The sequence below is a fragment of the Staphylococcus sp. HMSC077D08 genome (genome assembly GCF_001837945.1).
GTDB classification, from domain to species: domain Bacteria; phylum Bacillota; class Bacilli; order Staphylococcales; family Staphylococcaceae; genus Staphylococcus; species Staphylococcus epidermidis.
On record NZ_KV834794.1, the window covers coordinates 56,370 to 78,425 of the forward strand.

Here is a 22,056-nt window from a genome sequence, read left to right on the forward strand (position 1 = left end):
AAGGACTTTATTTCGAATTGAACAACCAATTTTACTTAGTAATGGCTTTATTGCCAATATCATTACGATAAAAAAGATTGTCACTTTTTATTTGTCGTGCATGTTCATATGCGTTTGCTTGTGCTTTTTCAACTGTTGGACCTTCCCCTATAGCTAGGATAACTCGTCCGCCAGAATTCACAAAACATTGACCTTCTTTCTTTAATCCACTCACATAATAATGAGAATCTAGATTAAAACCACTTATTTCATGCCCTTTTTCATATGTACCAGGGTATCCTTTAGATGCTAGCATTACTCCTACAACAGCTTCATCTTTCCAGTTAAAATGAATAGGTTTACAATTTTCCAAATCGATAATGAGTTGCATTAAGTCACTTTCTAAACGTGTTAATAATACTTGTGCTTCAGGATCACCAAAACGTGCATTAAACTCGATAACTTTAGGTCCATCTTTTGTTAAAATTGCACCAATGTATAGTAATCCAAAGAAGTCATGACCTTCTTGTGCCATAGCTTTAGCAATAGGTTGAGCAATCTCCTTATTAGTTTGCTCAAGAACAGATGCATCAATGTGTGGTACTGGGCAATATGCGCCCATTCCACCAGTATTTGGTCCTTGATCATTATCAAATGCTCGCTTATGATCTTGAGCAATACAGTCGAAAGGAACCGCATAATCTCCATTTACAAAAGTCATTAAAGAAAACTCTTCTCCTTCTAAATAACTTTCGAAAACGACTTTCCCTTTTTCTTCTTGATAAATTGTTTTGACCCCTTCTAATGCGTCTTCTCTTGTAAAAGCAATAATAACCCCTTTACCTGCTGCTAAACCGTCTTTCTTTATTACGATTGGTAAATCACAAGTTTCAACATATTGCAACGCCTCGTTACGTGAACTTACTTCTTTATATTCTGCTGTAGGAATATGATATTTGTCCATTAATTGCTTGGCAAATAATTTTGAACCTTCAATTTGAGCCGCATCTTGTCCTGGACCAAACACTTTAATATTTGCATTTCTTAATAAATCAGCTAACCCATCTATTAAAGGTTGTTCAGGGCCAATGATTACCCAATCAATTGCGTTATGGTGAGCAAAATGTAAAATAGCTTGATGATCTGATTCAGCAATTTCACCGTGCACTTCAGCAATATTGACCATTGCATCATTTCCTGGAATCGCGTAAACCTTATCTACAATTGGAGATTGATTGATTTTAGAAGCTAATGCATGTTCACGTCCACCAGCTCCAACTATTAAAACTTTCAATAGATTACCCCTTTCTTTTCAAAAATTAATGTTTAAAATGACGCATACCTGTCATAACCATTGTAATGCCATATTTATTAGCCATATCAATAGAATCTTGATCTTTAATTGAACCACCTGGTTGAATAATTGCCTTAATACCATGTTCGGCCGCATATTCAACTGTATCTCCCATTGGGAAGAAACCATCTGAAACAAGCGCAACATTATCGTTAATTTCTATTGCTCTTTCGATTGCAATTTTAGCGGAACCTACACGATTCATTTGTCCTGCACCTATACCAACTGTTTGTTTGTTGTTACTCAATATCACTGCATTACTCTTAACGGCACTTACAACTTTCCAACCTAGCAGCATAGCTTCCCACTGTGCTTCTGTAGGTTGAGTGTCGGTAGCAACAGTCATGTCGTTTCGAGTCACATCTTTATTATCTTTATCTTGTACTAAGTAACCACCTGAAACGGAAACAAATTCTTGTTCAGCATTATCAATTGTCATATCTATTTGTAATAAACGAATATTTTTCTTTTGTGTCAATATTTTTAAAGCTTCCTCAGTAAATTGAGGTGCAATAATTACTTCTAAAAAGATAGAATGTAATGCTTCAGCTAATTTAACATCTACTGTTCTATTCAATGCTATAATACCACCAAATATTGATTGATTATCCGCTTCATAAGCATGTTGAAATGCTTCATCAATCGACTGTCCAATTCCTACTCCACACGGGTTCATATGTTTTACTGCTACAGCAGTTGGCTCGTTGAATTTTTTTACTAAACTGAGCGCTGCATCTGCGTCTTTAATATTATTAAAACTCAATTGTTTACCATGTAATTGTTTTGCACCAGCAATCGTATGTTTGCTATCAGATGTTCTAACAAAATATGCAGATTGCTGAGGGTTTTCACCATATCTTAGTGTTTCCTTATTATCTTTGAAATAGTTAACAATAGCATGATCATATTCATTTGTATGTTGGAAAACTTTAACCATTAGCGATTTTCTATATGCTTCGTCCAATTGTTGATTTTTAATTCTCTCAATAACCTCGTTGTAATCGGAAGGATGTACGATAGTTGTAACATGTTTAAAGTTTTTAGCAGCTGCTCTTAACATTGTAGGTCCACCGATATCAATATTTTCTATTGCATCAGTTTCTGTTACCTCAGGTTGAGCAACAGTCTGTTGGAAAGGATATAGGTTGACCACTACCATATCAATTAAATCAATATGTTGTTCTCGTAATTGCTCTAAATGACGTTCCTTATCTCGATCAGCTAAAATACCACCATGGACAGCTGGATGTAGTGTTTTAACACGACCATCCATAATTTCTGGAAATTGTGTTAACTCTGACACGGACTTAATATTGATATTCGCATCTTCCAATACACGTTTTGTACCACCCGTAGAATACAGTTCATAGTCTAAGTTAGTTAATGCTTTTGCAAACTCGACAATTCCACTTTTATTAGAAACGCTTAATATTGCTTTTTTCATTCTATAAGATACTCCTCTATTTAATGATTTTAGCTATAACTCTTGGATAAAGTTCATATTCTAAATGTTTTACTCTATCTTCTAATTGTTCTTTAGTATCGTCCGGTTTTATATCACATTGCTGTTGTTCAATAATTTCTCCCGTATCCATCCCACTATCTACATAATGGACAGTTGATCCAGTGACAGTATCTCCACTCTCTAACGCTTGTCCTATGGCATCTAAACCTTTGAATTTAGGTAATAATGAGGGATGTATATTTAATATCCGTCCTTCATAAGCTTGTAATAAGTCTTGTCCAATTAATCTCATATAACCAGCTAATACAATCCACTGAACTTCCTCACTGGATAATAATTTAAGTAGATGCTGTTCATATAAAGATTTGGATGAAAAGTCTTTTGGCTTGTTAATATGAATTGGAATATTTAAATTTTTAGCTCTATCAATACAGGGTACCCCTTCATTATCTGTATACAATGCCGTTACATTGATACCAGACAATTGCCCTGATTGAATATGTTTTACGATATTTTCAAAGTTACTACCTGATCCTGAGGCAAAAATCGCGATATTGGTCACTATTCTACCTCCAATAAATGAATAGGTGTATCATCATCTTTTATAATTTCACCAATTTCATATGCAGTTGTATCCATTGCACGTAACGTTGTTAATGTTGTTTGAACATCTTTTTTGTCAACAATAACTATATATCCAATGCCCATATTAAATATGTTATACATTTCATTCGTTGAAATGTTGCCCTGTTTTTGAAGCCAATCGAAGACTTCTAACGTTGGGAATGATTGTGTATCTATTTTTGCTGATAAACCTTTAGGAAGGGCACGCGGAATATTTTCATAAAAACCTCCACCGGTAATATGGCTCATCGCTTTGATATCAACATGTTTCTTTAATTCAAGAATAGGCTTTACATACAATTTTGTTGGTGCAAGGAAGGTTTCTAAAAAGGTTTGACCATTAAATTGATCATGTAATTGAACTCCTGACTCTTTTATCATTTTTCTGACTAGACTATAACCATTGGAATGAATACCATTTGAAGCTAAACCAATAATTGCTTGTCCTTCTTCAACATTCGAACCATCAATATAGTCCTCTTTCTCTACAGCGCCTACTGCAAAACCAGCAATATCATATTCACCTTCATGATACATTTCTCCCATTTCAGCAGTTTCACCGCCTATAAGTGCCGTATTGGTTTGTTCACAACCGTCACTTATACCTTTAACGATTTGCTCTATGGTACTTGGCACTACTTTATTCGTGGCAATATAGTCTAAAAAGTATAAAGGCTCAGCACCTGTTGTTAAAATATCATTTACACACATTGCGACAGCATCAATACCAATTGTGTCATGCTTTCCATAGTCAATTGCTAATTTTAACTTTGTACCCACACCGTCAGTACCTGATACCAGAACTGGCGCTTTCATATTTAATTGGGACAAATCAAATGTTGCACCAAATCCACCTAAACCACCTAATACTTCTTTACGCAATGTACGTTCAACATGACTTGTTATTCTCTCAACTGCTTCATATCCTGCTTGAATATTTACACCAGATTCCTCATATGCTTTAGACATGCAAATTTCCCTCACTATCAAAATAATGTTTATTATTAGCTATATATGATTTTTGACGTTCACTTAAATGCTTTTTATAATTTTTTTCATAATCGTAAAGTCCTGCTGGATAATCACCTGTAAAACTTTCTACACACAAGCCATGATATGGCGCATCATAATCAAGTCCTATAGACTCGATTAAGCCATCAACACTTAAATAAGCAAGAGAATCTGCACCAATATGATTTTTAATTTCCTCTGGAGACTTACTTGCTGAGATGAGTTCAGCTGTTGTAGATACGTCAATACCATAAAAACTAGGGAACATAAATTCGGGAGAAGCAATTCTTACGTGAATACGGTTAGCTCCTGAATCCTTAAGCATTTTAACTATGCGTTTAATCGTTGTACCTCGAACAATCGAATCATCTACAAGTACGATATCTTTACCATCAACAATATCCTTAACAGCCGACAGTTTTACACGTACACCTTGCTCTCTTAATTCCTGAGTGGGTTGTATAAAAGTTCGAGCAACATATTGATTTTTAACTAGTCCCATTTCATATGGCAGTCCTATTTCTTCAGCATAGCCACTTGCTGCAGATAATGATGAATTAGGTACGCCTATTACCATATCTGCTTTTGCTGGGTTTTCCTGTGCTAAACGTTTACCTGATGCTTTTCGTACTGCATGAACATTTTTTCCAGCAATCGTTGAATCAGGTCTCGCAAAATAAATATATTCCATAGCTGATATTGCAGTTGTCGTTTGTCTTGTGTATGTCTTAACTTCTATACCTTCATCCGTAATAACTACATACTCACCTGCATGGATATCTTGTACAAATTCAGCACCTAAAACATCAATCGCGCATGTTTCACTTGCTAAAATATAAGCACCGTTCTCCATTTTTCCAACTACTAATGGTCGAATAGCATTAGGATCTACTGCACCGTACAATGCATCTTTTGTTAGGATTGCAAAAGTAAATCCACCCTTAATGAGTCGCAAACTCTCTTTCAATGCTTCTTCAAATGTCGGCGCCTTACTGCGACGAATTAAGTGCATAATGACCTCAGTGTCAGAAGAAGAATGGAAAATCGCACCTTGTTCTTCTAAATTTTGACGTAGTGATTTAGCATTAATTAAATTACCGTTGTGACATATACCTACGCTCATATCATAAAAGTGATATAAAAATGGTTGGATATTTTCAATGCCTTTATTACCAGAGGTTGCGTAACGAACATGTCCTATCGCATGTGGATAACCTTTTATATTTGACATATGTTCGTCTTTAATTGCTTCAGTTAATAAGCCTAATCCTCGTTCACCTTTTAGCGTTTCGTGATTTGAAACTACAATACCTGCACCCTCTTGACCTCTGTGTTGCAAACTATGTAGACCCATATATGTTAACTGTGCTGCTTCAGGATGATTCCAAATACCGAAAACGCCACATTCTTCATTTAATCCTGAGTAGTTAGACATTGAACTATAGCCCCTTCCCATTTTTGTTTGATATCTGAAACGTTTTCTTTTATTTTTACGTCTGAGTTTGATATATCAAATGACTGCTGATGAGTTAATTGCCCAATTTCTTGAGCTTGATCTATATCCAACGTTTGCCCTTCTTTAACAATCACAATATATCGTCCTTGAGTTTCACTAAATAATTGTGCATTGGTCACATCTAATTGAGCTTGCATACCTAAATGATAATGGGCACTAATTTTAGCTAAAGTAACTAATAAGCCTCCCTTACCAACCGTTTGTACATGAGATGCAATGCCATTACGAATAGCCTGTTTGATTGATTTTCCTTTTGAAACTTCATCACTTAAATCAATAGATTCGAACTCATGATTAACTGATCCATACAACAATTTTTCCAATTGACTACCACCAAAGTCATCACGTGTTTCACCAACTAAATAAATTTTATCTCCTGCTTTAGGTTTAAACTCTTTTAGATAGCTCACGTCTTCAATAAGACCAACCATTCCTACGACAGGTGTAGGGAAGATAGAGGTTCCACGTGTCTCGTTATATAATGAAACATTTCCTGAAACTACAGGAGTTTGAAGCACTTTACAAGCTTCTGACATCCCTTTAGTGGAATCTATTAATTGTTGATAGATTTCTTTCTTCTCTGGAGAACCATAGTTTAGACAATCAGTCATAGCTAATGGTGTCGCCCCGACTGCAATTAAATTTCGATAGGCTTCAGCAACAACCATTTTTCCACCTTCATAAGGTTGGTTGAAAACATAACGTGCTTCACCATCTATAGTTGAAGCAATAGCTTTTTGTGTTCCTTCTACGCGCACAACTGAAGCTTGTAAACCTGGCTTAATAATTGTATTTGCCCCTACTTGTTGATCATATTGTTCATATAAGTGATGTTTAGATGCTATTGTTGGGTGTTGTAATAACTTGATAAATGTATCATGTACATCTATATCGCTGTAATCGTTTTTAGATGTATTGTATTCCTTTTCTTCCCCTTCTAAAATATACACTGGTGCTTCATCAGCAAGAGGTTGCACAGGAATGTCTGCATACACTTCATCATCGTATGTAAGCACGAATCTGTCAGTGTCTGTTACTTCGCCTATTACTGCACTATCTAGTTCGTGTTTATTGAATAAATCTAAAAACTTTTGTTCTGTACCTTTTTCTACAACTAACAGCATTCTTTCTTGTGTTTCAGAAAGCATCATTTCATATGGGGAAATTCCTGGTTCTCTTGTTGGAACTTGATCAAGTCTTAAATGTAAACCACTACCACCTTTAGCTGCCATTTCAGATGAAGATGAAGTTAAACCAGCTGCTCCCATATCTTGTATACCTACTAGTTCATCAAAGGTAATTGCTTCTAATGTTGCTTCCATTAGCTTTTTGCCTACAAATGGATCACCAATTTGTACTGAAGGTCTTTTACTTTCACTTTCCTCAGTAAGTTCTTCAGATGCAAATGTTGCGCCATGAATACCGTCACGCCCAGTTTTTAAACCTACATATATAACGGAATTACCAACACCCTTAGCTGTTCCTTTTTGGACCATATCATGATCAATAATTCCTACACACATAGCATTGACTAATGGATTACCATCATAGCGTTCATCAAATTCAATCTCTCCAGCCGTAGTAGGAATGCCAATACAGTTTCCATATCCCCCAATACCACTTACAACACCTTTAAGTAATCGTTGATTTTGTTTTACAGTTAACTCACCAAAACGAAGACTATTTAGTAAATTAATTGGACGAGCACCAATTGAAACAATATCTCTAATAATACCTCCAACTCCAGTTGCCGCACCCTGATAAGGTTCAATTGCAGATGGATGATTGTGAGACTCGACTTTAAATACTACGGCTTGATTATCGCCTATATCTACAACACCTGCACCTTCTCCTGGTCCCATTAATACGTGCTCTCCTGTCGTAGGAAATTGTTTTAAAAATGGTTTAGAATGTTTATATGAGCAATGTTCGCTCCACATCACTGAGAAAATTCCTACTTCTGTGAAGTTGGGTTCTCTACCAAGAATTTCAACCACTTTGTCATATTCTTTATCACTTAATCCCATATCTTGATAAAGTTTTTCAAGTTTAATCTCTTCATTACTTGGTTCAATAAATTTAGACATTTTGTTCCCTCCAACTTTTCACCATTGATTCAAACAATTTCACACCGCTATTTGTTCCTAACAATGTTTCAAGTGCGCGTTCAGGGTGTGGCATCATCCCACAAACGTTACCCTCTTTATTAACTATTCCTGCAATATCTTCATAAGATCCATTAGGGTTATTCGTATATTTAAGGATAATTTGATTGTTGTCGTTGAGTTCACGATATATTTCATCAGTACAATAATAATGACCTTCACCATGTGCTACAGGATAAACAACATTCTCATTTTTCATATATAAATGCGTAAAAGGTGTTTGATTATTAGTAATTTTTAAATTTTCGTTTCTACTAATAAATAAATGTGAGTCATTATGAAGTAATGCGCCTGGTAACAATCCAATCTCAGTTAAAATTTGAAACCCATTACATACTCCTAAAACAGGCTTACCTTCTTTCGCAAATCGCTTAACTTCTTTAATAATCGGAGCAACACTTGCCATAGCTCCTGATCTCAAATAATCACCAAATGAAAAACCACCAGGTATTAAAACACCATCAAAACCATCTAAAGTCTTTTCACGATAATCGACATATGCTGCATCAACACCTGATTTAATAGCTGCATTATACATGTCTCTATCGCAGTTTGAACCAGGGAACACAAGAACTGCAAATTTCATATTATGCTTGCTCCTTTTCATCAATAACTTTATAGCTATATTCTTCAATGACTGTATTGGCAAATAACTTTTCACTTAGTGTCGTAATAATATTATCAACAGCTTCGTCAGTTGGTTCATTAACTGTCATATACAAAACTTTACCTACTCGAATGTCATTCACTTGTTCATAACCAAGATCGTGAACTGCTCGGTTTAAAGCTTGTCCTTGTGTATCTAAAACCTGTGGTTGTAAAGTGATATGTAGTTCAATCGTTTTCATTATTTAAGATCCTCCAATTTATTTAAAAATGTTTGATAAGTTTCAATAAGCGAGCCAGTGTTGTTTCTATATACATCTTTATCAAAGTTAGTATCCGTATTTTTATCCCATATTCTGCAAGTGTCGGGAGAGATTTCATCTGCAAGTAAAATTTTTCCACTATTGGTTTTACCAAATTCAACCTTAAAATCTACAAGTCTCAAACTCATTTCATTCATCAATTGAATCAGTACTTGGTTAATGTCTTTAGCCATTTGTTTAAGTTGTGTTATTTCTTCATCGTTCGCTATGCCGAGTAATTTTACATGGTCATCAGTAATAAGCGGATCATTAAGTTCATCTTTTTTGTAGAAGAATTCTACTAAAGGTTCTTCAAATTTATGCCCTTTTTTAAAACCAAGACGCTTTGTTATCGAACCAGTGGCAATGTTTCTAACAACTACTTCTAAAGGTATAATATCAACTTGTTGGACGAGTTGTTCTGTTTGTGATAGTTGTTTAATAAAGTGATTGTCAATATGATTATGAGTTAAATAATCAAATATAATAGAAGTAATTTGATTATTTAACTTACCCTTGCCAATCATAGTATCTTTTTTTGCACCGTTTCCTGCTGTTACTTCATCTTTATATTCAACTCGTAATTGACCATCAATATTTGTCGTGAATACTCTTTTAGCTTTACCTTCATATAACAATGACACTTACTTGTCTCTCCCTTCAAATTTCATTAACATATATTGTTCTGTTTGATTGACATCATCCGTCAGTATAGTCATATGTCCCATTTTTCTATCAGGTTTTCTTTCTTTCTTACCGTAAATGTGAATATGCCAATCTGGGTGTCTGCTAAATTCATTTTCAAGCAAATCCAAATCCCGACCTAATAAATTCATCATTACTGTTGGCTTTAATAATTCAATAGCTTGCGGAAGTTTTTGACCAGTTATGGCTAGAATATGTGTATCAAACTGTGAGTAATCACAAGCTTCTATAGAATAGTGTCCAGAATTATGTGGTCTAGGTGCAATTTCATTTACATATAAGTTATCTTCTTTATCAATAAAGAATTCTACTGTAAAGGTTCCAACAAAATGTATTGCGCGAGTGATTTTCTCAACTTCCTTACGTGCTTCATATTCTTTATCAGTTCTTGCCGGAACGACTGTTTTAAATAATATTTGATTTTGATGCTCATTTTCTTGAAGAGGAAAGTATGTTGTTTGTTGTTCATTTCCAATTGTTACTGTAAGAGATACTTCCTTTTTAATATCGAGATATTGTTCAGCAACACATTCTTGCTTCTCAACTAACTGGTATGCTTCGTCTAATTCCGAATCATCTCTTACCAAAATTTGTCCTTTACCATCATATCCACCAAAACGTGTTTTCACTATGAACGGAAAGCCTAATTTGTCTATGGCTTTTAATAAGTCTTGATTTGTTTGAATTTGTATAAAGGGAACAATTTGAGTATTTGCTTCTAGTAATGTTTGCTTCTCGGTTAGCCTATCTTGTAATAGTTCAATAGCTTGGTAACCTTGAGGAATATGATATAACTGAGTGAGTTTTTTTAATTGTTCAGACGAAATATTTTCAAACTCGTAAGTAACAACATCAGAATTTTCACCTAACTGATTTAAGGCTTGCTCATCATCATAATTTGCATGAATAAACTGATGTGCGACATAGCGACATGGGCAACTTTCATTAGGATCTAAGACAATCACCTTATAACCCATTTTTTGAGCCGACTGAGCCATCATTTTTCCTAACTGCCCTCCGCCAATGATTCCTATTGTCGCGCCAAATTTAAGTTTACTGAAGTTCATTTTGCATTTCCTCCACTTTTGCGACTAAAGATTTTTCATAATTTTCCAAATTATTTTGAACTGATTCATTTGTTATTCCTAACATTCTTGCCGCTAATATCCCAGCATTTTTAGCACCTGATTTTCCAATTGCTGTGGTTGCAACTGGTATACCACCAGGCATTTGGACGATAGATAGTAATGAATCTAAACCTTTTAGACTTTTAGATTCGATTGGTACACCAATCACAGGCAATGTTGTCATGGAAGCTACCATTCCAGGTAAGTGTGCTGCTCCCCCTGCACCGGCAATGATGATATCAAAACCATTTTGACGTGCTTGACGAGCGAAATTGAACATCATTTGAGGCGTACGATGAGCTGAAACGACTTTCTTTTCGTACGGTATTTCAAATTCTTCAAGCATCGAACAACTTTCTTTCATAATTTTCCAATCTGAGGAACTGCCCATAATGACTGCTACTTTCACTTTGTACACCCTTTCGAAACTTTTGGATTGTTATTAGGAATAGTTGTATATTACACATATAGCATAACAATCCATTCGGTATTTTTCAATCAAAAATCGAACTTTAACACTTATTTAAATATCAATTTACGTATTTTGACTATCATTTTCTTTTTGATTAATGTTAAAGTTAAGATATTAATTAACAATTAGGAGGAATTTAAGGTGGTTGCTAAAATTTTAGATGGTAAGCAAATAGCAAAAGAATATAGACAGAGACTTAAAAATCAAGTCAATGAATTAAAAGAACATGGTTTTACTCCAAAATTATCAGTCATATTAGTTGGTAATGATGGTGCAAGCCAAAGTTATGTAAAATCAAAGAAAAAAGCAGCAGAAAAAATTGGAATGATATCTGAAATTGTTCACTTAGACGAATCCACGTCAGAAGAAGAAGTTTTAAGCGAACTTAATCGATTAAACAATGACGATACTGTTAGTGGTATTTTAGTTCAAGTGCCATTACCTAAACAGGTAAGCGAACAAAAAGTACTTGAAACTATCAATCCGAACAAAGATGTAGATGGTTTCCATCCAATAAATATTGGAAAATTGTATATTGATGAGCAAACCTTTGTACCATGTACACCCCTAGGTATTATGGAAATTTTAAAACACGCAGATATTAATTTAGAAGGGAAAAATGCAGTTGTTATTGGTCGTAGTCATATTGTTGGCCAACCTGTTTCAAAGTTATTGTTGCAAGCTAACGCAACTGTTACGATTTTACATTCACGTACAAAAAATATGAATGCACACTTAAAACAAGCAGATGTGATTGTTAGCGCAGTAGGACAACCTGGTTTAGTTACTAAAGAAAATGTTAAAGAAGGCGCAGTAATTATAGATGTTGGTAATACACCTGATGAAAATGGTAAATTAAAAGGAGATGTAGCATATGATGAAGTAAAAGAAATAGCTAGTGCAATTACTCCGGTACCAGGTGGTGTTGGTCCTTTAACTATTACAATGGTACTTAATAACACCCTTCTTGCAGAGAAATTAAGACGTGGCTTAACAAAATAATATCAGTGAAAAAGCCCGTGACATGAATACGTAGTCATGGACTTTTTCTGTATTACTTCCAAACCATAAATGAGTTGAACATAAGTTTATGAGTTGATTTTATGCTATTTTTTCTTTATCAATCATTTAAATATAACAACGAATTTTCGTCTAATTCACAATACTTATTAATTGAGCACTAAACTTCGAATTCAATTTCAGTAAATGTTTTCAAACAATTCACAATTTACATAATCTTTATCAAATTTTCATAAAAAAGGATTTAATTTTTATGTTGATTAAGTTATATTAAGACCATAGTATGATGTCGGCAAAATAAAAATAGGGTATATTAAACTTAAATTATAGATGATTCAATAGACGGAGGTTAAGTTATGAACAAATTACTACAGTCATTATCAGCACTTGGAGTTTCAGCTACATTAGTGACACCCAATTTAAATGCAGAAGCCACTACTAATACTGAACCTCAATTAAAAGGTGTTAACGATATCGTTATTGAAAAAGGACAAGAATATAATTTGCTTAAAGGCATAAGTGCTTACGATAAAGAAGACGGCGATCTTACTCATAAAATCAAAATTGATGGTCAAGTTGATACATCCAAAGCAGGTAAGTATAAAGTGAAATACCAAGTTACCGATTCTGATGGTGCTGAAAAAACTTCTATAAGAAATATTGAAGTAAAATGAACCTCTCCTCTTAATCACACATAATCTTTGTTTAATTTCTACCTATTATACATTTTAATGAAATATAAATTACGAGAACGTTTATACAAAAATGAATTGTATAAGCGTTTATTTTTGTAATTAGAAATTATTTCATATGACTATGCATCACTTAAGAGAACATTCAATCAATAAACTAAAACGATATATCCAAATATTAGCCCACCTAAAATCAGACACATCTTATAGACATATTCTTCTACTTAATTCTTTCTATATAAGATTATATTTTTCTATAAGTAATATTCCTTTTTTGTATCTAATTGATAAGATTTATCAATAATGTGTTGTATTACATGTAATTTTGCTAAATTTGTCTATTTTCACAAAATGTACACATAATTTTAACAAATCTTACAAACCCCGTCATATCTAGGACTAACAGACCTCAATTATATTAATAAGTAATTTTTTTTGAACATACTCTTGTAAATATTGTGTAATAAACTAAAATTATTGGTAAGCCCTACATTTGTAGTATTAGGAGGTCAAAAAAAGTGTCAAAATTTAAGTCTTTGCTTCTATTATTTGGCACACTAATTTTACTTAGTGGTTGTTCAAATATAGAAGTTTTTAATGCAAAAGGGCCAGTAGCAAGCAGTCAGAAATTCTTGATTATCTATTCAATAATCTTCATGCTTGTTATTGTTGCTGTAGTGCTTTCCATGTTCGCTATTTTTATTTTTAAATATAGCTACAAAAAGAATAGCGAATCTGGTAAGATGCACCACAATTCTTTAATTGAAACAATTTGGTTTGTGGTACCTATTTTAATCGTAATTGCTTTAGCTATTCCTACAGTTAAAACTTTATACGATTATGAAAAACCACCAGAAAAAGACAAAGATCCACTTGTCGTTTATGCAGTAAGTGCTGGCTATAAATGGTTCTTTGCCTACCCTGATCAACATATTGAAACTGTTAACACATTAACAATTCCTAAAGATCGACCAGTTGTATTCAAGCTTCAATCTATGGATACAATGACAAGTTTCTGGATTCCACAATTAGGTGGTCAGAAATATGCCATGACTGGTATGACTATGAATTGGACTTTAACAGCTGATCAATTAGGTACTTTCAGAGGTCGTAACTCAAACTTCAATGGTGAGGGATTCTCTCGTCAAACATTTAAAGTTCACTCTGTAAGTCAAAATGATTTTGATAAGTGGGTAAAAGAAGCTAAAGGTAAGAAAACTTTAAGTCAAGATACTTTTGATAAGCAACTCTTACCAAGCACTTCTAACAAAGAATTAACATTCAGTGGTACACATATGGCGTTTGTTGACCCTGCGGCTGATCCAGAGTATATCTTCTACGCTTACAAACGTTACAACTTTGAACAAAAAGATCCTAACTTCACAGCTGAAGAGGATTTATACAAAGATGTAAAAGATAAACCAATCAAACCTGCTCGTAAGGTTCATATAACAAACCCTAACTATGAACGTCATGGTATGAAACCTATGATTCTCGGCAACAATGAAAAATACGATAATGAGTTCAAAAAAGAAGAGGATCATAACTCTAAAGAAATGGAAAAAATTTCTAAGGGAGCAAAAGACGAAAATGCGTCTAAACTTCACAAAAAAGAACACGATGATCATGGAGGTGGACATTAATGAATTTTCCATGGGATCAACTACTAGTTAAAGGAAATTGGATGATTATCTCAGCACAAATTGCTGCGCCATTCTTAGTCATCGGCCTTATAGCAGTTATATCTTATTTCAAATTATGGAAATATCTATATAAAGAATGGTTCACATCCGTAGACCATAAAAAAATCGGTATCATGTATTTAATTTCTGCCGTATTAATGTTCGTTCGTGGTGGTATCGATGCGTTAATGTTACGTACTCAATTAACAATTCCAGATAATAAATTCTTGGAAGCAAACCACTATAATGAAGTATTTACTACGCACGGCGTAATTATGATTATATTTATGGCTATGCCATTTATCTTTGGTTTATGGAATGTTGTTATTCCATTACAACTTGGTGCACGCGATGTTGCCTTTCCTGTAATGAATAACGTTAGTTTCTGGCTATTCTTCGCTGGTATGATTTTATTCAACCTATCATTTATTGTAGGTGGATCACCAGCTGCTGGTTGGACTAACTACGCACCTCTTGCTGGTGAATTCAGTCCAGGTCCAGGTGTTAACTATTATTTAATTGCAATTCAAATATCTGGTATCGGATCGTTAATGACTGGTATCAACTTCTTTGTTACGATTCTAAGATGTAAAACACCAACAATGAAGTTTATGCAAATGCCAATGTTCAGTGTAACAACATTCATTACAACATTAATCGTTATATTAGCATTCCCAGTGTTCACTGTAGCACTTGCTTTAATGACTGCTGATAGAATTTTTGGAACTCAGTTCTTCACTGTAGCAAATGGCGGTATGCCAATGCTTTGGGCAAACTTCTTCTGGGTATGGGGGCACCCTGAAGTTTATATCGTTATTTTGCCAGCATTCGGTATGTACTCAGAAATCATCCCTACTTTTGCCCGTAAACGTTTATTCGGTCATCAAAGTATGATTTGGGCAACTGCAGGTATCGCATTCTTAAGTTTCTTAGTTTGGGTTCACCATTTCTTCACTATGGGTAATGGTGCGTTAATTAACTCATTCTTCTCTATCTCAACAATGTTAATCGGTGTTCCAACCGGAGTTAAACTATTTAACTGGTTGCTCACATTGTATAAAGGTAGAATTACATTTGAGTCACCAATGCTATTCTCATTAGCATTCATCCCTAACTTCTTATTAGGAGGGGTTACTGGTGTAATGCTTGCAATGGCATCAGCTGACTATCAATATCACAATACTTATTTCTTAGTAGCTCACTTCCACTATACATTGGTTACTGGTGTAGTATTTGCCTGCTTAGCTGGTTTAATCTTCTGGTATCCAAAAATGATGGGCTACAAGTTAAATGAAACATTAAACAAATGGTGCTTCTGGTTCTTCATGATCGGATTTAACGTTTGTTTCTTACCACAATTCATTCTAGGTTTAGATGGTATGCCACGTCGTCTATACACTTACATGCCTTCTGATGGTTGGTGGTTACTAAACTTCATCTCAACTATCGGTGCATTATTGATGGCAATTGGATTCTTATTCCTAGTTGCAAGTATCGTTTATAGTCATATCAAAGCTCCACGTGAAGCTACTGGAGATAACTGGGATGGACTTGGTCGTACTTTAGAGTGGTCTACAGCATCAGCTATTCCACCTAAATACAACTTTGCTATCACTCCTGATTGGAATGACTACGATACATTCGTTGATATGAAGGAACATGGTCGTCATTATTTAGACAACCATAACTACAAAGATATTCATATGCCAAACAATACTCCAGTAGGATTCTGGATGGGTATATTTATGACTATTGGTGGTTTCTTCTTAATCTTCGAATCTATTGTTCCAGCACTTATCTGTTTAGCAGGTATTTTCATTACTATGATTTGGAGAAGTTTCCAAATTGATCATGGTTACCACATCCCTGCTTCAGAAGTTGCAGAAACTGAAGCTCGTTTAAGAGAAGCTCGAATTAAAGAAAGGGAGGCTGTAAGTCATGAGTCATGATGCAAATACTATTGATTCTCGTACACACGAAGGCGAATTAAATAAACTTGGCTTTTGGATTTTCCTTACAGCTGAATTTGCGTTATTCGGTACCCTATTTGCAACGTTATTAACGTTACAACATGGTGGCGGATATGGTGGTAAATTAACTACCGATTTATTCGAATTACATTTGATTTTAATAATGACTTTTGCATTATTAATTAGTTCTTATACTTGTGGTATTGCAATTTACTACATGCGACAAGAAAAGCAAAACTTAATGATGTTTTGGATGATTATCACAGTTATCCTAGGTCTTGTATTCGTAGGTTTTGAAATTTACGAATTCGCACACTATGCTTCTGAAGGTGTTAACCCAACTATTGGCTCCTTCTGGTCTAGTTTCTTTATATTACTAGGTACGCACGGTGCACACGTATCATTAGGTATTGTTTGGGTTATTTGTTTGTTAATTCAAATCGGAACTCGTGGTTTGGATTCATACAATGCTCCTAAATTATTTATAGTAAGTTTATACTGGCACTTCCTAGATGTTGTTTGGGTCTTCATCTTTACTGCCGTATATATGATAGGGATGGTGTATAGCGGATGAATACAATCGTAAAACATACAGTAGGTTTTATTGCTTCTATCGTACTAACGCTTTTAGCAGTTTTTGTAACTCTATACACTAATATGACATTCCATGCTAAGGTAACTATCATCTTTGGTTTTGCTTTCATTCAAGCTGCCCTTCAATTATTAATGTTCATGCATTTAACTGAAGGTAAAGATGGACGTTTACAATCGTTCAAAGTTATCTTTGCAATTATCATTACTTTAGTAACTGTTATCGGAACATACTGGGTAATGCAAGGTGGACACTCTTCTCACTTATAAAGATGAGTTTTCCAAGGTTGATTTCAATAAAGAATGAATTTGAATATATTTGTTCTTTATTGATTCATTTCCACCTTATATGTAAAGAGCCTGAGACTTTTAAGTCTCAGGCTCTTTTTATATCGTAACAATCCCATACCATGTTATGCTTTAATTATTACGATATACGGAGATGATGATATGTCTATTCCCATTATAATTGATACAGATCCTGGTATAGATGATGCTACAGCAATTAGTATCGCACTGTCACACCCTCAATTTGACGTTAAAATGATATCAACTGTGAATGGTAATGTAGGTATTGAGAAAACGACAGCAAATGCACTAAAGCTTAAAAAGTTTTTTAATAGTTCTGTTCCTGTACATAGAGGCGCATCCCAACCATTGATTAATGACATTTTTGGAGCTACATCAATTCATGGTGAGTCTGGTATGGATGGTTACAATTTTCCACAAATAAATCAAGATGATTTAACATCGATTCATGCAGTTGAAGCAATGAGAAATCTATTAGTAAATACTCAAGAACCTTTAACCTTGATTGCCATAGGTCCACTTACAAATATCGCTATTCTTTTAACTAGTTATCCTGAAGTTCAACCATTTATTAAGGAAATTGTTTTAATGGGTGGTAGTACCGGTAGAGGCAATGTAACGCCTTTAGCTGAATTTAATATATATTGTGATCCAGAAGCTGCTCAAATTGTATTTAACTCTGGATTACCTTTGACTATGATTGGTCTTGATTTGGCTCGTGAAGCATTGTTTACTCACCATTTTGTAAAAGACTTCAAAGATACAAATGCAACTTCAAGCATGTTATATAATTTATTTCAGCACTATAAGAGTGAAGATTTTGATATAGGATTCAAATTATACGATGTATTCACTATATTATATTTGTTGGATCCAGAAGCCTTTAATGTCAAGGAGGCGTATACTCAAATAGAATTAAGTGGCAACTTTACAAGAGGAGCCACAGTGGTAGATTTTAATACGGAGTATCCCAATTGTACAGTTGTTTTAAGTCCTGTTGAAAGACAGTATGAGGATTTATTCTTAAACGCCCTTTCTTATTGTAAATAATTAAATTGCAATTTGAATGTTATTTTATTAATCATATAACAAATGCCCGGTTACACTTCACATTGAAGTCCCGGGCATTCGTTATATATAATTTATTGAAGACTAACCTTGTAAATAAAAAATAACGAGTCTAATCCATTATTAACAAAATTACAATTACTCAACTTTAACACCTGCTGTATTATAAGGCTTTTTCTGGTCAAGAATATTATAGAAAATATGTCTCATTTTGTTTTCATTACTTACTAATCCAGGTGTATTACTTACATTCGTCCCTAAAATGACAATATAACGATCATTAAAGTAAACAGTAAAAATTTGACCAAAGAATACCCCGTTGACTCTATTTAAATACGGAGTTATGTAAAAACCATATCTATATTCTTCTGGATATTCTTGAGTCCCAAATTCATGTAAAATAGGTCGAGTTTGACGCGCATTAAAGATTTTATTTTGTTGCAATGTATAAATTAATTTGCCCATATCATGTGGCGTCATATATAAATTACCAGCTCCATAATATTGATCTAATATATTAGGTTTAAGGAATGAAAAAGTATTATTTTTAAACTTATAACCTTTTGCCATCTCACTTTGAAGAGGTTTTTCGTCATAAAAAGCAGTATGTTTGAGATTATATTTATTACCTAATCGTTCATAATAATTTTTAACATATGGTTTTCCAGTAACATTTTCAATAACTTTAGCTAAAACTAAATAATTAGCATCATTATACTGATGCTTATGATAAACTGTATCATCAATACCTCGAGCTTGAATTGCTCTAACAGCTTGTTCTAAATTTTTGATATTAGTTGAAGCTTCATATTTATATAGTCCACTTTTATGTAACATTAAATCTTTAATTGTAATTTCTTTATTTGTTTTAAACCAAGGAATATATTTAGTGACTGAATCTTGCAAATTCACTTTATTTTCGACTTCAAGTTGCTTTAGCATTAAACCTGTTGTAAATTTTTGCGCTGATCCTATTAAATACATTGTATTTGCAGTGTTCTTTTTACCTTTCTCTATATCTTGATAACCATATCCTTTATTCATTTTCACTTTTCCATTATCAAATACAGCTACAGTTCCATTAAATTGAGTTTTTTCTAAATATTTGTTTATCGATTTAGAAATGGGATCTTTTTTGTCATATTTAGTTTTTAGTTTTTTAGGCTTCTCAGCTGTCTTATCTCTCTTTTCAATATAATTCGTATTTCCACTTTCTTGACTTAACGTTTGTTTTTTTAATTCTAGGTGTCTTGTCCATTCAACACCTAATATACCTATTGACACGACTAAAGTTAATAATACGATAATAAAAAATACGATTTTAAATTTATTTAATTTCATCTTTATTGTTTGCCTCACACTTTAATGTCTTAAAATTTTGTTGACTATTCACATCATATGTCAATATATTATATTATTCGTTATCATTTTTAAGGTTAAACCCCAAAACACTTGAATAAATAATTACCTGATGAGATATCTAAAATAAATGCTTATATATTTTGCTAGCTAAAATGGTAATGACTTTTTTATTTAATCACACGACTACACTTAACCGATTAGAAAGTTTTAAATATTTTAACTGTAAATTCATAATTCTCTGGTTATCTTTGACATATCCAGTTACTTTTAATAATTACAATGCAACTAATATTATGATATTCATAACGTCAATGAATACACATACTTGTTCAAGAACGTTATAATATATCTAACTACTATATTAATTAATAAATACTTTTTTGATTATCAGATTTAAGATTCGTAATTAAAGTATATTACTTACATATATATTTTATGAACAACTAATCCGTCTGCGCTTTGTTATAACAATGTTTATAGCTATTAAGCTAAAGTTTATTATAACTTAAAGCCATAAACAAATCACTTTAATTAGATAATACACTTATTTAAAAATAAATCTATAGTACTTTGGTACTATATGAAAATTAAGTTAAGCAATAAGTTGTTTAACTCAATGTTATAATCATTCATCAATAATATTTTGTAATAATAAAATGTTGATGAGAGTTGTAATTTGATTAATAAAGTAATACAATTTAAGGCTATAGTGTACTTAATAAATCATAACTTTTTATGTATCAATCATTTGTGAAATATTTAAAATTTAACTAGGAGTACTAACAATGAACAAATTTTTAAAATATTTTTTAATATTATTATCTTTTGGTCTCCTCGTTGTTCCAATTATTTTTGCTACTCAATTATATCAAAGTTCAGAATCTGCATTTGAGTCATCTCAAAACACTAAAGATTCTCAACGAAAGTCTACTTTAAGAGATACAAAAGTTGATCCTGAAAAACAACCTATATCAATTTTATTCTTAGGTATAGACGATAATGAAGGTAGAGAAAAAAACGGGCAAAGTGTAGAACATTCTAGGTCAGATGCTATGATATTATCTACTTTTAATCAGAAAAAGCATCAAATAAGAATGCTAAGCATACCTAGAGATACAATCAGTTATATACCTAAAGTTGGCTATTACGATAAAATAACACATGCGCATGCATATGGTGGACCTCTTGCTGCTATGGATTCAGTTGAAGCAACAATGAATGTACCGGTAGATTATTATGTGCGTATTAATATGAAAGCCTTTGTTGAAGCAGTTGATGAATTAGGTGGTATATATTATGACGTACCGTATAATCTAAATGAACCTAACAGTGATGATACTGGTAGAATTAAAATCAAAAAAGGATACCAAAAGCTAAACGGCGACCAAGCATTAGCTGTAGCTCGAACTCGACATCATGATTCAGACCTTAAACGTGGTCAAAGACAAATGGAACTTATTAAAATATTGTTCCAAAAAGCTCAAAATTTAAATTCTATAGATAAACTTGACAATGTTATTAGTATTGTAGGGAAAAATGCTAAACATAATTTAACTCAGAAAGAAATTAAGTCTCTAGCAAAAATGTATCTTGGTGGTAACACTGAAATTAAAACATCACAACTTAAAGGTAAGGATGACTACTTAAATGATATATACTATTACCACCCAAGCGTAAAAAGTATTATGGAATATTCAAATCTTTTACGTAATGATTTAGGTTTATCTAAAATAACAAACAAAAACGATTTCTTAGATCAAAGAGTCATTAAACGATATGGTTCACTCGTACCCCTAACAGAATTAGATGAAGACTTATTACGTAAGAACCAAAAGGAATCGACTGATAGTCAGAAAGAGTCTGATTCTTCATCACAAAATAATGATGAAGAAGATCAAACTAACGAACAAACAGACCAAAATACTTTAAACGGGAACGAGCAGTATCCAAATCAACAATACAACAATCAGGACAATGGTGAAAATGGTATGATAAATAATGACAATTATCCTTACGCACAATAAAAGCTATATAAA

General features: G+C 33.3%; 20 protein-coding genes. 8 read left to right on the plus strand and 12 right to left on the minus strand.

Going from position 1 to position 22,056, the window contains the following annotated elements:
- Window positions 1–31 precede the first annotated feature (31 nt).
- The 11 genes from purD to purE are packed head-to-tail and all read right to left on the minus strand — an operon-like array spanning window position 32 to window position 11,263.
- Window positions 32–1,273 (minus strand): phosphoribosylamine--glycine ligase, encoded by a 1,242-nt coding sequence (purD, locus tag HMPREF2663_RS08045; RefSeq protein ID WP_002486589.1) that lies wholly within the window; start codon window positions 1,271–1,273, stop codon window positions 32–34.
- A gap of 25 nt (window positions 1,274–1,298) precedes the next feature.
- Window positions 1,299–2,777, minus strand: coding sequence for a bifunctional phosphoribosylaminoimidazolecarboxamide formyltransferase/IMP cyclohydrolase (purH, locus tag HMPREF2663_RS08050; RefSeq protein ID WP_002475238.1), 1,479 nt, complete (start codon window positions 2,775–2,777; stop codon window positions 1,299–1,301).
- Between the two features lie 16 nt (window positions 2,778–2,793).
- Window positions 2,794–3,360 (minus strand): phosphoribosylglycinamide formyltransferase, encoded by a 567-nt coding sequence (purN, locus tag HMPREF2663_RS08055; RefSeq protein WP_002475231.1) that lies wholly within the window; start codon window positions 3,358–3,360, stop codon window positions 2,794–2,796.
- The gene (gene purM, locus HMPREF2663_RS08060) at window positions 3,360–4,391 is read right to left on the minus strand and encodes a phosphoribosylformylglycinamidine cyclo-ligase (protein ID WP_002446153.1); all 1,032 of its coding nucleotides are present in this window, start codon (window positions 4,389–4,391) and stop codon (window positions 3,360–3,362) included. Before purM ends, purN begins: the two co-directional genes overlap by 1 nt.
- On the minus strand, window positions 4,384–5,868 hold the full coding sequence (purF, locus tag HMPREF2663_RS08065; RefSeq protein WP_002446152.1) for an amidophosphoribosyltransferase: 1,485 nt from the start codon (window positions 5,866–5,868) through the stop codon (window positions 4,384–4,386). Before purF ends, purM begins: the two co-directional genes overlap by 8 nt.
- Window positions 5,847–8,036: a phosphoribosylformylglycinamidine synthase subunit PurL gene (gene purL / locus HMPREF2663_RS08070; protein ID WP_002496507.1), complete on the minus strand. Its 2,190-nt coding sequence runs from the start codon at window positions 8,034–8,036 to the stop codon at window positions 5,847–5,849. The genes purF and purL overlap by 22 nt, the downstream gene beginning before the upstream one ends.
- Entirely contained in the window at window positions 8,029–8,700 is a 672-nt protein-coding gene (gene purQ, locus HMPREF2663_RS08075) for a phosphoribosylformylglycinamidine synthase I (RefSeq protein WP_070846156.1), read from the minus strand. Before purQ ends, purL begins: the two co-directional genes overlap by 8 nt.
- Window position 8,701: 1 nt before the next feature.
- On the minus strand, window positions 8,702–8,962 hold the full coding sequence (gene purS / locus HMPREF2663_RS08080) for a phosphoribosylformylglycinamidine synthase subunit PurS (protein WP_002446149.1): 261 nt from the start codon (window positions 8,960–8,962) through the stop codon (window positions 8,702–8,704).
- Window positions 8,962–9,666, minus strand: coding sequence for a phosphoribosylaminoimidazolesuccinocarboxamide synthase (gene purC, locus HMPREF2663_RS08085; RefSeq protein ID WP_002486585.1), 705 nt, complete (start codon window positions 9,664–9,666; stop codon window positions 8,962–8,964). Before purC ends, purS begins: the two co-directional genes overlap by 1 nt.
- Window positions 9,667–10,794, minus strand: a complete 1,128-nt coding sequence (gene purK / locus HMPREF2663_RS08090; protein ID WP_070593046.1) for a 5-(carboxyamino)imidazole ribonucleotide synthase — start codon at window positions 10,792–10,794, stop codon at window positions 9,667–9,669.
- Entirely contained in the window at window positions 10,781–11,263 is a 483-nt protein-coding gene (gene purE / locus HMPREF2663_RS08095) for a 5-(carboxyamino)imidazole ribonucleotide mutase (protein WP_002457464.1), read from the minus strand. Before purE ends, purK begins: the two co-directional genes overlap by 14 nt.
- A gap of 204 nt (window positions 11,264–11,467) precedes the next feature.
- Between purE and folD the strand changes: the two genes are divergently transcribed.
- The 7 genes from folD (at window position 11,468) to rihC (ending at window position 18,640) form a co-directional block, all read left to right on the plus strand.
- Entirely contained in the window at window positions 11,468–12,328 is an 861-nt protein-coding gene (gene folD, locus HMPREF2663_RS08100) for a bifunctional methylenetetrahydrofolate dehydrogenase/methenyltetrahydrofolate cyclohydrolase FolD (protein WP_002486581.1), read from the plus strand.
- Window positions 12,329–12,702: 374 nt separating this feature from the next.
- Window positions 12,703–13,020: a DUF5011 domain-containing protein gene (locus HMPREF2663_RS08105; RefSeq protein WP_001831741.1), complete on the plus strand. Its 318-nt coding sequence runs from the start codon at window positions 12,703–12,705 to the stop codon at window positions 13,018–13,020.
- Window positions 13,021–13,556: 536 nt separating this feature from the next.
- A complete protein-coding gene (qoxA, locus tag HMPREF2663_RS08110; protein ID WP_001831736.1) occupies window positions 13,557–14,681 on the plus strand; it encodes a cytochrome aa3 quinol oxidase subunit II in 1,125 nt (374 codons plus the stop codon).
- On the plus strand, window positions 14,681–16,669 hold the full coding sequence (gene qoxB, locus HMPREF2663_RS08115; protein ID WP_002446144.1) for a cytochrome aa3 quinol oxidase subunit I: 1,989 nt from the start codon (window positions 14,681–14,683) through the stop codon (window positions 16,667–16,669). Before qoxA ends, qoxB begins: the two co-directional genes overlap by 1 nt.
- Window positions 16,659–17,264, plus strand: a complete 606-nt coding sequence (gene qoxC / locus HMPREF2663_RS08120) for a cytochrome aa3 quinol oxidase subunit III (protein ID WP_001831738.1) — start codon at window positions 16,659–16,661, stop codon at window positions 17,262–17,264. The genes qoxB and qoxC overlap by 11 nt, the downstream gene beginning before the upstream one ends.
- Window positions 17,261–17,551 carry a cytochrome aa3 quinol oxidase subunit IV gene (gene qoxD / locus HMPREF2663_RS08125; protein WP_001831700.1) on the plus strand — a complete coding sequence of 97 codons (291 nt, stop codon included), beginning with the start codon at window positions 17,261–17,263 and terminating at the stop codon, window positions 17,549–17,551. Before qoxC ends, qoxD begins: the two co-directional genes overlap by 4 nt.
- A 180-nt stretch (window positions 17,552–17,731) precedes the next feature.
- Entirely contained in the window at window positions 17,732–18,640 is a 909-nt protein-coding gene (rihC, locus tag HMPREF2663_RS08130; RefSeq protein WP_002446142.1) for a ribonucleoside hydrolase RihC, read from the plus strand.
- Window positions 18,641–18,796: 156 nt separating this feature from the next.
- On the opposite strand, the gene HMPREF2663_RS08135 is transcribed toward rihC, so the two are convergent.
- Window positions 18,797–19,999, minus strand: coding sequence for a serine hydrolase domain-containing protein (locus HMPREF2663_RS08135; RefSeq protein WP_002446141.1), 1,203 nt, complete (start codon window positions 19,997–19,999; stop codon window positions 18,797–18,799).
- 806 nt (window positions 20,000–20,805) lie between these two features.
- Between HMPREF2663_RS08135 and HMPREF2663_RS08140 the strand changes: the two genes are divergently transcribed.
- Entirely contained in the window at window positions 20,806–22,044 is a 1,239-nt protein-coding gene (locus HMPREF2663_RS08140) for an LCP family protein (RefSeq protein ID WP_002490056.1), read from the plus strand.
- Window positions 22,045–22,056: the final 12 nt, after the last annotated feature.